This is a genomic window from Frankia sp. CcI49 (assembly GCF_001983215.1).
In the GTDB taxonomy this organism is placed as follows: domain Bacteria; phylum Actinomycetota; class Actinomycetes; order Frankiales; family Frankiaceae; genus Parafrankia; species Parafrankia irregularis.
In genome coordinates, this window is record NZ_MOWP01000018.1 from 19,333 (window position 1) to 33,582 (window position 14,250).

11 protein-coding genes are annotated in these 14,250 nt (G+C 73.7%); 3 read left to right on the plus strand and 8 right to left on the minus strand.

The window, feature by feature from the left end; genetic code table 11:
* Positions 1-12 precede the first annotated feature (12 nt).
* Complete coding sequence (locus CcI49_RS17455) at positions 13-2,277, plus strand: serine/threonine-protein kinase (RefSeq protein ID WP_076827811.1); 2,265 nt, start codon at positions 13-15, stop codon at positions 2,275-2,277.
* A gap of 220 nt (positions 2,278-2,497) precedes the next feature.
* Here the strand turns inward: CcI49_RS17455 and CcI49_RS17460 are convergent, their stop codons facing one another.
* The 5 genes from CcI49_RS17460 to CcI49_RS17480 all read right to left on the minus strand — a co-directional run bounded on the left by CcI49_RS17460 (position 2,498) and on the right by CcI49_RS17480 (position 8,079).
* Positions 2,498-3,739: an RCC1 domain-containing protein gene (locus tag CcI49_RS17460; protein ID WP_054570071.1), complete on the minus strand. Its 1,242-nt coding sequence runs from the start codon at positions 3,737-3,739 to the stop codon at positions 2,498-2,500.
* Positions 3,740-3,947: 208 nt separating this feature from the next.
* Positions 3,948-5,180, minus strand: coding sequence for an RCC1 repeat- and reductase domain-containing protein (locus tag CcI49_RS17465; protein ID WP_054570072.1), 1,233 nt, complete (start codon positions 5,178-5,180; stop codon positions 3,948-3,950).
* Between the two features lie 126 nt (positions 5,181-5,306).
* Positions 5,307-6,092 carry a Clp protease N-terminal domain-containing protein gene (locus tag CcI49_RS17470; RefSeq protein WP_076827813.1) on the minus strand — a complete coding sequence of 262 codons (786 nt, stop codon included), beginning with the start codon at positions 6,090-6,092 and terminating at the stop codon, positions 5,307-5,309.
* A 110-nt stretch (positions 6,093-6,202) separates the two neighbouring features.
* Positions 6,203-7,063: an ABC transporter permease gene (locus CcI49_RS17475; protein WP_054570074.1), complete on the minus strand. Its 861-nt coding sequence runs from the start codon at positions 7,061-7,063 to the stop codon at positions 6,203-6,205.
* Positions 7,063-8,079, minus strand: coding sequence for an ATP-binding cassette domain-containing protein (locus CcI49_RS17480; RefSeq protein ID WP_076827950.1), 1,017 nt, complete (start codon positions 8,077-8,079; stop codon positions 7,063-7,065). The genes CcI49_RS17475 and CcI49_RS17480 overlap by 1 nt, the downstream gene beginning before the upstream one ends.
* Before the next feature lie 115 nt (positions 8,080-8,194).
* Between CcI49_RS17480 and CcI49_RS17485 the strand changes: the two genes are divergently transcribed.
* On the plus strand, positions 8,195-8,800 hold the full coding sequence (locus CcI49_RS17485) for a TetR/AcrR family transcriptional regulator (protein ID WP_054570076.1): 606 nt from the start codon (positions 8,195-8,197) through the stop codon (positions 8,798-8,800).
* A gap of 56 nt (positions 8,801-8,856) precedes the next feature.
* Positions 8,857-10,536 carry a hypothetical protein gene (locus CcI49_RS17490; protein ID WP_076827816.1) on the plus strand — a complete coding sequence of 560 codons (1,680 nt, stop codon included), beginning with the start codon at positions 8,857-8,859 and terminating at the stop codon, positions 10,534-10,536.
* Positions 10,537-10,604: 68 nt separating this feature from the next.
* Here CcI49_RS17490 and CcI49_RS17495 read toward each other — a convergent pair whose 3' ends face one another.
* The 3 genes from CcI49_RS17495 to fabG form a co-directional block, all read right to left on the minus strand.
* On the minus strand, positions 10,605-11,870 hold the full coding sequence (locus CcI49_RS17495) for an EAL domain-containing protein (protein WP_076827818.1): 1,266 nt from the start codon (positions 11,868-11,870) through the stop codon (positions 10,605-10,607).
* 117 nt (positions 11,871-11,987) lie between these two features.
* Positions 11,988-13,094 (minus strand): magnesium and cobalt transport protein CorA, encoded by a 1,107-nt coding sequence (locus tag CcI49_RS17500; RefSeq protein ID WP_054570326.1) that lies wholly within the window; start codon positions 13,092-13,094, stop codon positions 11,988-11,990.
* 310 nt (positions 13,095-13,404) lie between these two features.
* Positions 13,405-14,166 carry a 3-oxoacyl-ACP reductase FabG gene (gene fabG, locus CcI49_RS17505; RefSeq protein WP_076827952.1) on the minus strand — a complete coding sequence of 254 codons (762 nt, stop codon included), beginning with the start codon at positions 14,164-14,166 and terminating at the stop codon, positions 13,405-13,407.
* Positions 14,167-14,250: the final 84 nt, after the last annotated feature.

Here is a 14,250-nt window from a genome sequence, read left to right on the forward strand (position 1 = left end):
GGCGGACGGGTCATGCCTGCCGTCGACCGGGCCCGCATCGCCCGGGCGCTGCCCCGCTACACCCTCGGTGAGCAGCTCGGCGCCGGATCGTTCGGCCTGGTCCTCGCCGGGCATCACCTCGACCTCGACCGCGCGGTCGCGATCAAGGTGGTGCCGGCGGCGTCGGCGGCCGAGTTCCGCGACGAGGCCCGGATCCTGAGCCGCCTGGACCATCCACACATCGTGCGGATCCACGACTATGTCGTGCTCGACGACCTGTGCCTGCTGATCATGGAGATGCTGGGGGGCGGCACCCTGGCCCAGCACCGGCACCGGCTGTCCGCCGAGGCGACGCTGGCCRTGGGCGCGGCGGTCGCCGACGGGCTGGCCCACGCCCACGCCCACGGCGTTCTGCACCGCGACATCAAGCCGGACAACATCCTGTTCACCGCGGCCGGGCAGCCCAGGATCACCGACTTCGGGATCGGCCGGATCCTCGACGGCGCGCCCGGAACCGTCAGCCAGGCAGCCGGCACCCCGCGGTACATGGCACCGGAGCAGATCACCGGCGGGCGGGTCGGGCCGGCGGCGGACCTCTACGCGCTCGGCGTCGTGCTCTACGAGCTGGTGTCGGGCCGGCCGGTGTTCGACGCGGGGCTGTCGGTGCCCGAGCTGCTGCGTCATCAGTGTGAGGTGGATCCGCCGGTACCCCCCGGGGTGCCACCGGCGGTCTGTGACGTCATCCTGCGGGCGTTGGCGAAGGATCCGGCGCGGCGTCCGCCGGACGCGGCCGCGTTCGCCCGGGCGATCAGCGCCGCCGCGACCGAGGTCTTCGGGCCGGACTGGCAGGCCCGCTCGGGCCTGGTGCTCGCCCTCACCGAATCGGCACGGTCCACGGCGCAGGCCCGGCTCGGCCCCGTCACGCGGTTCGCCCCGCCGCGTGCCCCGGTCGAGCCCGCCGGGGCGGGCGCCTCCGCGTCCCCGCCGCCCGGACCATCCCCGACCGCGGAAGCGCCCGGGCCCGTGCCTGCGGCGCCGGGGCCACGGTCGGCACACCCGGACCAGCCCGGGCCTGCGCGGCCGGAGCGACCGGAGCCGCGCAACCTGTTCGAGGGGACGCGCTACGCCCCGCGGGGCGGCCGCGCCGCCCGCCGCGGCCGTGGCCGGGTGCTGGCGGTGACCGCGATGGTCGCGGCCGTCGTGCTCGCGACGGTGGGCGTGGTCGGGCTGGTCGTCACCCGCGGCACGGGCTCCGAGCCGCCGCCCGTCGCGACCGGCACCGACCCGGGCCCGGCTCCGTCCGCACCAGTCCTTCCGCTGCGGCTGGACGAGGTCCGGGCCTGGGCAACCGGGCCCGCGGCGAAGGGCGGGGGGTTCTACGTCGTGGACCGGGCCGGTCTGCGGGTGCTGCGGCTGGACCTCGACGGAACGCTGTCCGCCGTCGCGGGCACGGGTGTGGCCGGTTCCATCGGGGACGGCGGGCCGGCGACCGCGGCCCGGCTGCGGGGCGTGAGTGACGTGGCTGTCGCTGCCGACGGCTCGGTGTTCCTCGCCGACAGCGGCAACGGGCGAATCCGCCGGATCGGCCCGGACGGTGTGATCACCACCGTGGCCGGTGGGGGTGAGCGGGTGGCCGCCGACGGCGCGCGGGCCACCGAGGTCTCGCTGTCGCTCGCGTCCGGCCCGATCGCCGTCGACACCGACGGCACGCTGTATCTCGCCGGGGCTGGCCGGCTCTTCCGGCTCGACCAGGCCGGTGTGCTTCATCTGGTCGGGCGCACCGAGCAGGCGGGCGGGGACGTCGAACCGTCACCGGGCCAGCCGCCGGTGCGGGTCGTGGGGCAGAGCATCGGCGATGTCGAGGCCCGCGACGGGCGGCTGTACGTCGTCGACTACTCCGCTGGCCGGGTTCAGATGCTCGAACCGGACGAACCGGTGCGCACGCTGGCCGGCGGCGGGCCCGCGGGGTTCGCCGGTGACGGCGGGCCGGCGACGGCCGCCGGGCTGATGCTGGCCAGCGGTCCGTCGTCGCTGGCGCTGGACCCGGTGGGGAACCTTTTCTTCCCCGAGCCGTCCGCGTACCGGGTGCGCCGGGTCGACATCCGCGGTGTGATCACCACGGTGGCGGGCACCGGCGAGTACGGCTCCGACGGGGACGGTGGTCCCGCCACCGCGGCCCGGCTGGCCAGCCCGGCGCGGGTAGCCGTCGATTCGACGGGCGTGCTCTACATCGGTGAGGTCCGCACCGCCATCCGCCGCGTCGGCCTGGACACCGTGATCAGCACCGTTCACGACTGACATCCACGGCGGTGACGGCCCTGCGGGGCGCCCGTGACCGAGTCGCGCTCCACCCCGCGGCGTGCTCTACTCGGGGGGCTGTGACGACTGTCGGTCGGGTCGGTCGGGCTGACGGTGGGGGAACACGGCCGCGGCCGAGGTGACGTCCCGGGTCACCTCGGCCGCGCCGGCTGATGTGGTGCTACTGCGCGGTTGTGTTCCGGTCGTGCCTGTTCGTGTCCTAGAACCCGCTGCTGACGATGGCGTAGCCGTCGAAGAGGCCACCCGAGATGGCCCGGACGTCGCCCAGGCCGGGGATCGGGAGCGGCACGGAGCTCTGGGGCACCGAGGGGTTGCCGTTGCCGAGCTGGCCGACGTTGTTGACGCCCCAGGCGAAGGCGGTGCCGTCCCAGCGCAGGGCGTAGACGGTGCTGGCGCCGGCGGCGATGGCGACGGCGCCGACGAGGCCGGTCTCCCCGGTGACGGGGACCGGGAGCAGGCTGGGGGTGAGGGTGCCGTTGCCGAGCTGGCCGACGGCGTTGGCGCCCCAGGCCCAGACGGTGCCGTTCTCGTCCAGGGCGTAGGCGACGCCGGCGCCGGCGGCGATGCGGCGGATCTTGGTCAGGTTGAGGACGGGCCCGGGTGTCAGGCTGGGGGTGAGGGTGCCGTTGCCGAGCTCGCCCGACGGGTTGTCACCCCACGCCCAGACGGTGCCGTCGCGGCGCAGTGCGTAGGCGCTGGCGTTGCGGGCGGTGATCGCGCGGATGTCGCTGAGGCCGACGATCTGGATCGGCAGTGGGCTGCTGGCGATGGGCTGGCCGTTGCCGAGCTGGCCGGCGCCGTTGGCGCCCCAGGCCCACACGCTCCCGTCGCGGCGCAGCGCGTAGGCGGTGCTGCCGTCGGCGGCGATGGCACGGATGCCGGTCAGGCCGACGACCTGGACGGGGATCGTGCTGCTGGCGATGGGCTGGCCGTTGCCGAGCTGGCCGAGGGTGTTGGCGCCCCAGGCCCAGACGGTGCCGTCGCTGCGCAGCGCGTAGCCGTTGCCGTCGGTTCCGGCGGCGATGGCGCGGATGTCGGTCAGGCCGGCGACCTGGACGGGCACGTTGCTGTTGATGACGGTGCCGTTGCCGAGCTGGCCGAGGGTGTTGAGGCCCCAGGCCCAGACGGTGCCGTCGCTGTGGAGCGCGTACCCGGCGCCGTAGCCGCCCGCGATGGCGCGGACGTCGTCGAGGCCGGTGAGGTCGGTGACCGGTACGGGGCTGAAGCTGGGAGTGGGGCTGGTGGTGCCGTTGCCGAGCTGGCCGGCGTCGTTGAGGCCCCAGGCGCGGGCCGTGTAGGTCGGTGGCGCGAACGCGTACTCCGCCTCGGCGGAGGGGCCGTCCGGCTTGGGTGCTGCGCTGGCGGCGGTGGGCAGTGCCACCGCGCCGGCTGCGGCCAGCACCACCGCCCATGTTCCGATTCGCCGCTGTTGACTGGGCATCTCCGCTCCTCCGTGCCGGCGGGCGTCACTATGAGCACCCGGCGGACACGGACAGTAGTCGCGTGACCTGTTCAGTCATCCAGCTTGTTTAAATGTTCGCTATGCCGCGTGTCGACGGCCGGAACCGGGGCCGAGGTGACGTCCCGGGCCACCTCGGCCCCGCCGGCTGTGCGCGCAGGCGACCTGTGCGGCTGTGGTCGGCGGTGGGCTAGAACCCGGCGCCGACGATGGCGTAGCCGTCGAAGAGGCCGCCCGCGATGGCCCGGACGTCCTGCAGGCCCGGGATCGGCAGCGGAGTGGTGCTGCTGGGCACGGCGGGGTTGCCGTTGCCGAGCTGGCCGAGGCCGTTGTTGCCCCAGGCGAAGGCGGTGCCGTCCCAGCGCAGGGCGTAGACGCTGTTGGCGCCGGCGGCGATGGCGACGGCGCCGACGAGGCCGGTCTGCCCGGTGACGGGGATGGGCAGCGAGCTGGGGGCGTTGGAGCCGTTGCCGAGCTGGCCGACGGTGTTGCCGCCCCAGGCCCAGACGGTTCCCGTCTCGTCCAGGGCGTAGGCGCTGTCGACGCCGGCGGCGATGCGGCGGATCTTGGTCAGGTTGAGGACGGGCGTGGGCACCAGGCTGGTGGCGTTGGTGCCGTTGCCGAGCTGGCCGACGCCGTTCTCGCCCCAGGCCCAGACGGTGCCGTCGCTGCGCAGGGCATACGCGCTGTTGTCGCGGGCGGCGATGGCCCGGATGCCGCTGAGGCCGAGGAGCTGGATCGGCAGCGGGCTGGGTGTGGTGGTGCCGACGCCGAGCTGGCCGAAGGTGTTGAGGCCCCAGGCCCACACGCTCCCGTCACGGCGCAGCGCGTAGGCCGCGCCGCCGTCCGAGGCGATGGCGCGGATGCCGGTCAGGCCCAGCACCTGGACGGGGACAGTGCTGCTGGCGATGGCCTGGTTGATGCCGAGCTGACCGGCGGAGTTGTCGCCCCAGGCCCAGACGGTGCCGTCGCTGCGCAGCGCGTAGCCGTTGCCGTTGCTCCCGGCGGCGATGGCGCGGATGTCGGTCAGGCCGGCGACCTGGACGGGCACGTTGCTGTTGATGACGGTGCCGTTGCCGAGCTGGCCGACGTTGTTGAGGCCCCAGGCCCAGACCGTCCCGTCGCCGTTGAGCGCGAACCCGGAGCCGGCGCCGCCCGCGATGGCGCGGACGTCGTCGAGGCCGGTGAGGTCGGTGACCGGCACGGGGCTGAAGCTGGCCGCGCCGGTGGTGCCGTTACCCAGCTGCCCGAAGGTGTTGTGCCCCCAGGCCCGGGCCGCGTACGACGGGGGCGCGAACGCGTACTCCGCCCCGGGCAGCTCGGCGGTGGTGGGCGCCGCGCTCGCCGCCGCGGGCAGTGCCACCGTGCCGGCTGCGGCCAGCACCACCGCCCAGGTTCCGATCCGCCGCTGTCGACTTGGCATCTGCGCGCCTCCGTACTGGTGGGTGTCACTCTTGAACCCCGACGAGCACGGAGAGTAGTGGTGAGACCTGTTCGACTATTCAGCTTGTTTAAATGTTCGCTATGCCGCGTGTTGGCGACGGCCCCCTCAGGGCCGTGCCTCCGGCGTGGGATCCGGTGCGGCGGCGGCGGTGGCGGTCGTGCCGAGGGCGGCGAGGGCGAGCAGCCGGCGGAGGTGGGCCTCCGCGCCCGGCTTGGTGACGCCCAGTGACGCCAGGGGCCCGGTGCCGTCCTCCAGCTCCAGCAGCGCGAGCAGGATGTGCTCGGTGCCGACGTAGTTGTGATCCAGCCGCAGCGCCTCGCGGAAGGTCAGCTCGAGCGCCTTCTTCGCGCGCCCGTCGAAGGGGATGAGGTCGGGTACCTGCGCGACGGGCGGTGGCAGGATCGCGGTCGCGGCCTCGCGCACGGCGGCGAGGGGGGCGCCCTGGGCGACGATCGTCGCGGCGCCGAGCCCGGCGGGGTCGGCGAGCAGGCCGAGCAGCAGATGCTCCGCGGCGATCTCGGCGTTGCCGGCGGCCCGCGCCTCGTTCTGCGCGGCGACCACGGCGTTGCGGGCCCGCTGGGTGTAGCGGCCGAAGCCCTGTGCCGGGTCGAGGCTTTCCGGCTCGCCGGGCTCCTTGGGGACGAACCGCTTCTGCGCGGCCTGCTTGGTGACGCCCATGCTGCGGCCGATCTCCGTCCAGGAGGCGCCGGAACGGCGGGCCTGGTCGACGAAGTGGCCGATCAGATGGTCGGCCACGTCGCCGAGGTGGTCGGCGACCAGCACGGCACCGGACAGCTGCTGGAGGGCGTCGGCGTGGGTCTTCTTGATCGCGGCGATCAGGTCGTCGAGGCGGACGCTGTTACTGAGGGTGGTCGGGTCGATGTCTGTCATGGCGTCAACTCTAGGTTGACGATCGATTTGGCGTCAACCCGAAGTTGACGCCAAATCGATCTCTGTCGCCCCCGTCCGCCCCGGAGCGTCGTCGGTCGGTGGTGCGAGTGTCAGTCGGTGGTGCGACGCCGGTAGAGGGCGACCGCCAGCGGCGCGCACACCGCGACGATGGCCACCGACCAGAGCACCGCGGCCAGGACCGGATGCTGCATGGGCCAGGCGTGGGAGGCCGCGGACGGGTTCGGGTTGCCGAACAGGTCCCGGGCCGCCGCGGTCACCGCGCTGACCGGGTTCCATTCGGCGATCGCCCGCACCACGCCCGGCATGCCCGCGGTCGGCACCATCGCGTTCGACACGATCGCCAGCGGGAACAGCAGCACCAGCGCGATCGACTGAGCGCTCTCCGGCCCCTCGCTGACCATGCCCAGGCAGGCCGTGCCCCAGGCCAGCGCGTAGCTGAACAGCAACGGGATCGCGAGCGCGCCGACGAACCCGGCCACCGAGGTCTCCGGCCGCCAGCCGATCGCCAGGCCCGTCAGCAGCACGATCGACATGCAGACCGCGGCCGCGAGCACGTCCGACAGCGAACGGCTGACCAGGACGGCGGCCCGCCACATCGGCAGGGTCCGGAACCGGTTGACCGCGCCGGTGCGCAGGTCGTTGCTCAGCCCGACCGCGGTGCCCATCGCCGAGGTGGTGAGGTTGAGCGCGACCAGCCCGGGGATCGCGAAGTCCTTGTAGTCGCCGCCGGTGACGCTCACCCCGCCGCCGAGGACGTAGACGAACAGCAGGGTGAACAGCACCGGCTGCACGGTGATGTCGGACAGCTGCAGCGGCTCGCGGGCGATGTGCACCAGGTTGCGTCGGGTGAGCACGACGACATTGCGCACCGCCCGGCTGACGGCGCCGGTCCGCGCCGGCGCGGCGAGGGCCCCCACCGGGCCGCCCGTGGTGATCGTGAGCTCGGACATCAGGCCACTCCTACCGGGCTCGTGGTGCGGACGTCGTCGGGACGGCTGTCGGGATGGTTGCCGGGACGGCCGTTCGAACCGCGCTCGGAGGCGGCGTCCGGGGTGCCGGTGAGCGCGAAGAACACGTCGTCGAGGGACGGTGCGTGCACGACGACGTCATCGACCAGTGCCCCGACGCCGTCCAGGGCCCGGATGACCGCGGTCGCCACGCCCGAGCCGCCGCGCACCGCCGCGCGCAGCCGCCGCCCGCCCTCGTCGATGTCGACGCGGCCCTCGACGAGGGGGCGCAGCGCCGCCGCCGCGCCGGCATGGGCGGCGGAGAGGGTGATCTCCAGGCGGTGGCCGCCGATCGTGGTCTTGAGCTCGTCGGCGGTGCCGCGGGCGACGACCCGCCCGTGGTCGATCACGACGATGTGGTCGGCGAGCGCGTCGGCCTCCTCCAGGTACTGCGTCGTCAGCAGGATCGTGGTGCCCGCGGCCACCAGGTCGCGCACGACCTCCCACATCCGCGCCCGGCTGGCCGGGTCCAGGCCGGTGGTCGGCTCGTCGAGGAACAGCACGGCCGGTCGCGCCACCAGGCTCGCGGCCAGGTCGAGGCGGCGGCGCATGCCGCCCGAGTAGCCCCTGAGCACGCGGTCGGCGGCGTCGGTCAGCTCGAACCGCGCCAGAAGCTCGCCGGCGCGGTCGGCGGCGGCCCGCGAGCGCAGGCCGCTGAGCTCGGCGATCATCCGCAGGTTCTGCCGGCCGGTCAGCGCCTCGTCGAGGGTGGCGTCCTGGGCGGTGACCCCGATGCGGCGCCGCACCTCGCCCGCCTGGGCCACCACATCGAACCCGGCCACGCTGGCCCGGCCGGTGTCCGGACGGGCCAGCGTGGTCAGGATGCGCACCGCGGTGCTCTTGCCCGCCCCGTTCGGGCCGAGCACGCCGAGGATCGTCCCCGCGGGGACGTGCAGGTCGACCCCGGCCAGGGCCTGGGTGTCGCCGTAGCGTTTCGTGAGGCCGGTGGCCTCGATCATCGTCTGGTCCACGTGGGTCGCCCCCGACTCGTCAATAACTTGCCGACAGGTAAGATGAAACTTACTTGCCGCAAGGTAAGCAACATCAGGTCGCCGCGTCAAGTAGGTTGGGATCATGCCCAGACCCCCCGCGCCGGCAGCAGGGGAGAAGAGCACCCGGGAACGGATCCTCGACGTCGCTCTCGAGCTGTTCACGCACTCCGGCTACGAGGCGGTGTCGCTGCGTGAGATCGCGCAGCGGCTGAACATCACCAAGGCCGCGCTGTACTACCACTTCGCCAGCAAGGACGACATCCTGCTGGCGCTGCACCTGCGGTTGCACGAGCTGGGGCGGGCCGGCTTCGAGGACCTGGAGGCCGACCTCGCCAGCCCCGACCGGTGGCCGGCGGCGCTGGACCTGATCGTCGGCGCCATGCTCGCCAACCGGACGCTGTTCCTGTTCCACATGCGCAACCACCACGCGATCGAGCGGTTGCCCGACCACCACGGCCAGGGCGGCAGCCACTCCGATCTGCAGGAGCGCCTCCTGCGGATCCTGTCCAACGACGAGGTGCCGATCGAGCGGCGGGTCCGGCTGGCCTGCGCCCTCGGCGCGATCGTCGGAGGCTTCCTGCTCGGCAGCGAGGTGTTCGCCGGGGTCGGCGACGAGGACCTCGGCGTCATGGTCCGCGCCACGGTTGGTGACCTCATGCGCCCGGCCGTGCCCCACCCGCCCTCCTGACCACTCGCGGTGCCGTCCTGGCGACGCCGCATGGTCGCTCGTGTCACGATCAGGTCGTGACGGCAGGCGAGGAACCGCCGGCGACGAGCCGCCGGCGCTTTCTGGACACGACCCTGCGACTGACGGCGTCCGGCGCGTTCACCGCCGTCGCGGGAACCCTGGCCGCCGGCTGTGACGGGTCCGGCGCCGCGGACGGTGCCGCCGGCGCCGGCGGGCGTGCCGTGACAGGCGCGGACGCGGTGCGGCGGCCGTTCGCCACCGGCGCGCCGGGGCCGGTCACCGCGCAGGACCTCGTCGACGCCGACACGCTGTGGAGCTGGGTCGACCGGATGACCGCGGTGGGGCCCCGGCACACCGGGTCGGCCGCGCACCGCGGCCACATCGACGACCTCGAGCGTCAGCTGCGCGGCTACGGCCTCACCGTGACCCGTCATCCGACCCGGCTGGCGCAGTGGCTGGCCGGGCGATGGTCACTGCAGGTGACGGATGCCGGCGGAACCGCCTGGACGCTTCCGGTCGCCTCCTACCGGCCGTGCTCCGGTGAGACCGGGCCGGCCGGAGTGACCGGCCCGGTGGTCGACCTGGGCCCCGGTGACGAGGCGGCCTACCAGGCCGCCGCCGGCGACTCCGCGGATGCTGGTGCCTCTGCCGGAGCTGGTGGCGGTGGCGGTGCGGCGGGGCCGCTCACCGGGGCGGTGGTCGTCGTCGACGCACCGATCGCCCGGCTGCGCGCCTCGGTGCTCACCGATCTCGCCTACGCGGTGCATCCCCCCACCGCCCGCGCCGAGTTCGCGCAGGAGGACTACTCCCGCGTCTGGCTGGGGGTGCCACCGGCCCCCGACCTGGCCACCGCCCGTGCCCACGGCGCCGTCGCCATGATCGAGATCTCTGGTCAGAGCCCGGCGCTGGCCGCCGGCCAGTACACCCCGCACCAGCAGGAGCACGCCGGGCTGCCGGCCCTGCGGCTGGACCGGGAGTCCGGCGCCCGGCTGCGCGCGCTGCTGGCCCGCGGCCCCGCCCGGGCCACACTCGTGCTCACGGCGGACCGGCGCGAGACCACGGTGGACTACCTGCTCGCCCGGCTGCCGGGCGCCGGACCGCCCGGCACCCGTGCGGGCACCGTCCTCGTCGCGACCCACACCGACGGGCAGAACGCCGTCGAGGAGAACGGCGGACCCGCGCTGTGCGCGCTCGCCGAGTACTTCAGCCGATTCCCGGCCGCCACGCGGTCCCGTGACCTGCTGTTCATGTTCTCGCCGAACCACATGACCGCCGACGGCGCCACCGTCAAACCCGATGCCTGGCTGCGGGCCCACCCCGAGATCACCGCCGGGGTGGAGATGGCGCTCGTCGCCGAGCACCTGGGCACCCTCGGCTGGGACGACCAGGGCGGCACCGGCCCCTACCGGGCGACCGGGCGCACCGAACCGGTCGCGGTCGCCGTCGGCAACAGCGACACGCTGCGCACCCTGGCGCAGGACGAGGTCCGCACCAGCGGCCTGGCCCGCGCCGGTATCCAGAAGCCCTTCCAGAACGGCCTGTACGGGGAGGGCACCTTCGCCTACCGGCTGGGCATCCCCACCATCGCGATGATCACCGGCCCGGCGTACCTGCTGCAGGTCGCCCCGGGCGGCAACCTCGACAAGCTCGACCGCGCCCTGCTGCACCAGCACACGGTCTTCCTGGCCAGCCTGCTCCACCGGATGATGGAGCTGCCCGGCGGCATCCCGCGCTAGGCCCGCACCCCACGCCGGACTCGCACCCGTGCTGGCCCGCGACGCTTCGGATCCCGGAGCGCGCACCTTCAGCGCGCCGGCGCCGGGCCCGGGCGGAACAGGCCTGGGGTGGGGGAGCAGGCGGCGCGCAGGGTGCGGGCCGGGCGGCCGAGCAGGTAGCCCTGGCCGAAGCCGATACCGATCTCGGTGGCCGTCCGCAGCTCGGCGGTGGACTCGATGCCCTCCGCGATGACCTGGCCGCCGATCTCCCGGGCGACACTCACGATGGCGGCCGCGACGGCACGCCGCGCGGGGTCGACGTCCATCAGGTGGGTGATCAGATAGTCCAGTTTGACGATCTCGGGGCGCAGCTGGATGAGCTGCTCGAGCCCGGCGTAGCCGGTGCCGGTGTCGTCCACCGCGATGCGGGTGCCCAGCGAGCGCAGCGCCTGGATGTCGCGCATGACCACCGGGTCGGTGCTGAAGTACTCGTGCTCGGTGATCTCCACGATGACCCGGTCGCAGGCCCCGAACGACCGGAGCAGCCCCAGCAGGCCGGAGGCGATCGTCGCCGGTGCGGCGTTCAGTGACAGCGCCACCGAGGGCGGCAGGCCCGGCAGCGCGGTGAGCGCGTGGCGGATCGCCGCCAGCTCCAGCTCGGTGCCCAGGCCCACCTGGGCGGCGACCTTGAACCAGCCTTCCGGGTCACGGTGCGAGTCGGGGAACCGGGACAGCGCCTCGACCCCGGCGATGCTGCCGTCGGCGAGGCTGACCACCGGCTGGAACACGATCTGGGGCCCGCCGTCGTCGATCAGGTCGCTGATGATCCGGGAGAGGTGGCTGCGGGACTCCCACACCCGGCGCAGATCGATCACCGCGTCGCGCAGGAACGCCGCCAGCAGGTCGACGAACTGCCCGTCCCGGGGCCGCAGGTGCTGCCGCGGCTGCCGCCCGAGGCAGCCGACGAGCCCGTAGACCTCGTCGTCGTTGTCGTAGACCAGCGCCGCCGCGTACGAGCCGATGCCGAGCCCCTGCACGATCGGTGCCTGGGCGGTGCGCCGGTCGGCCTGGGTGTCCGGGATGACGATCGGGGCGTCGTGCGCGAGCGCGGTGGGATAGAGCGCGGCGTGGCGGCGGACGGTGCTGCCCGGCGCGAGCCCGAAGGCGGCCGGGTCACCGTCGAAGACCTGCAGGAGCAGGCACTGCTCGTCGAGCCGGCCGAGGAACGCGACGTCCATCGCCAGGTGCYGGCGCAGGACGCCCAGCAGATCGGCCACCGCGGGATCGGCCTGGATCTGCTCCGTACCGGGGTCCAGTGGTCTCGCCGGGCCCACCGGTGACGCCGTGCGCGCCATGGCACCACTCCCTCGCGCCACTGGTCGGCGCCTGCTGCTCCTGCGCCTGCTGCGTTGCTCCCCGCTAGGCATGCCCGCCACATCCAGGGACACACCAGGGTTCGGACACCCCAGGTTTCAGAGCCAGCCGTTGCGGCGGAACGCCCGGTAGAGGGACAGACAGATGACAGCCATCAGCGTGAGGACCGCCGGGTAGCCCCAGACCTCGCGCAGCTCCGGCATGTGCTCGAAGTTCATCCCGTAGATGCCGGCGATGGCGGTCGGGACGGCGCCGATGGCGACCCAGGCGCTGATCTTGCGCATGTCCTCGTTCTGGGCGATGGTCACCTGCGTCAGCGTCGCCTGCAGGATCGAGGACAGCAGCTCGTCGAGGTGGGCGACCCGCTGGGTCACCTGGACGAGGTGGTCGAACACGTCCCGGAAATGGTCGCGCACATGCGGGTCGATCATCGGCAGGGCGGTGTCCGACAGCATGCGCAGCGGCCCGTTGAGCGGGGTGACGGCGTGCTTGAACTCCAGCAGCTCGCGCTTGAGCTGGTAGAGCTTCTCCACCGGGGCCCGGGCGGAGCGTTCGAACACCAGCGCCTCGACGGCGTCGACGTCGGCGTCGAGACGTTCCACCAGCGCCAGGTAGTTGTCGACGATCCCGTCGCACACCCCGTGCAGCACCGCGGACGGCCCGTGGCGCAGCATCGCGGGCTGCCCCTCCAGGTTGGCGCGCAGCTGCTCGAGGGCACCGTGGTTGCCGTGCCGCACGGTCACGACGAAGTCCGGGCCGATGAAGACCATCACCTCGCCGGTGACGACGACCTCGGTGTCCTCGGCGAGCTCCTCGTGCTCCACGTAGCTGGCGGTCTTGAGAACCATGAACAGCGTGCTGCCGTACAGTTCGATCTTGGGGCGCTGGTGCGCGACGATGGCGTCCTCCACCGCGAGCGCGGGCAGGCCGTAGAGCTCCGCGATCGAGGTGAGCTCGGTGGCGCTGGGCTCGAACAGCCCCACCCAGGCGAACGCGCCGTGGTGGCGGCGGGCGATGCGGGCCGCGGTGAGCAGGTTCGAGCCGTCGGGCACCCGGCGGCCGTCGGCGTAGACGTGGCAGGCCACGACCCGTCCGGACGGGGCCTCGCCCGTGCCGGGGGCGGGCAGCCGGCGCTTGGGCCGGGCCCGCACGAGGGAGACGGGGCGGGCCAGCGCGCCGGCGAGGAGGTCCCGCAGCGCGCCCACCCCGTGGTCGTGGTCGTGGTCCGCTCCGTGTTCGTGAGGTGCACTGTGTTCGTGAGGTGCACTGTGCGCGCGGTCCGCGGTGTGACCAGCGGATGGGCCGGACAGGCGGTCGGGATCCTGCTCATGGTTCACGCCGTCCGCCTCCGCACGATCACTCCCGCTCCCCGCCGCCGCCCGCCCGACATTCGCCCGCGTCCCGCCGGGACGGAATCCCGGGGTCGTTATGTCCATCCTGGCGGACGGGGGAGAAGGGGGAACGCGCGGCCGGCACCAAACGCCTGCCGGGCCTGGCGCCGCGGCGGGTCCGCGGTCAGGCCTTCGGGCCGCCGGCGACGTAGAGGATCTGCCCGGAGACGAAGCTCGCGGCCGCACCGACGAAGAACGACACCGCGTTGGCGATGTCGTCGACCTGGCCGGGGCGCCCGACCGGGATCGCCGCCGTCGCCGCGGCCACGTACTCCTCCCAGCCCACCCCCATGCGCTGGGCGGTCGCGCGGGTCATGTCACTGACGATGAAACCGGGCGCGACACAGTTCACGGTGATGCCGAACTTGCCCAGCTCGATCGCCAGCGTCTTGGTGAAGCCCTGCAGGCCGGCCTTGGCGGCCGCGTAGTTCGCCTGCCCACGGTTGCCCAGCGCCGAGATGCTGGACAGGTTCACGATCCGGCCCCACCTCGCGTCCACCATGTACTTCTGGGCGGCGCGTGACATGAGGAACGAGCCGCGCAGGTGCACGCCCATGACCGAGTCCCAGTCGACCTCGGTCATCTTGAACAGCATGTTGTCGCGGGTGATGCCGGCGTTGTTGACCAGCACGGTCGGCGCGCCCAGCTCGGCCGCGACCCGGGCGACCGCCGCGTCGACCGCGACCGCGTCGGCTACGTCGGCGCCGAGGCCGATCGCCCTCCCGCCCGCGGCGACGATCGCCTCGACGGTGCTCTTCGTCGCGGACTCCTCCAGGTCGAGCACGGCCACCGCCAGGCCGTCGCCGGCCAGGCGCTGCGCGATGGCGGCGCCGATGCCACGGGCGGCTCCGGTGACGATCGCGACGCGGGTTGGGGACTCGGGCACGGGAACGTCTCCTTCGGCGGCGGCGACGGTGGCGGGCGCGGGCCGCGCGCGGCGGCCCGTCGCAGCCAAGTCAACCGGCCCACC

Excerpts from the sequence above, each read along its gene's own strand:
- CcI49_RS17460 (WP_054570071.1), bottom strand. The coding sequence starts at position 3,739 with ATGCCCAGTCAACAGCGGCGAATCGGAACATGGGCGGTGGTGCTGGCC.
- CcI49_RS17465 (WP_054570072.1), bottom strand. The coding sequence starts at position 5,180 with ATGCCAAGTCGACAGCGGCGGATCGGAACCTGGGCGGTGGTGCTGGCC.
- CcI49_RS17470 (WP_076827813.1), bottom strand. The coding sequence starts at position 6,092 with ATGACAGACATCGACCCGACCACCCTCAGTAACAGCGTCCGCCTCGAC.
- CcI49_RS17485 (WP_054570076.1), top strand. The coding sequence starts at position 8,195 with ATGCCCAGACCCCCCGCGCCGGCAGCAGGGGAGAAGAGCACCCGGGAA.
- CcI49_RS17480 (WP_076827950.1), bottom strand. The coding sequence starts at position 8,079 with ATGATCGAGGCCACCGGCCTCACGAAACGCTACGGCGACACCCAGGCC.
- CcI49_RS17475 (WP_054570074.1), bottom strand. The coding sequence starts at position 7,063 with ATGTCCGAGCTCACGATCACCACGGGCGGCCCGGTGGGGGCCCTCGCC.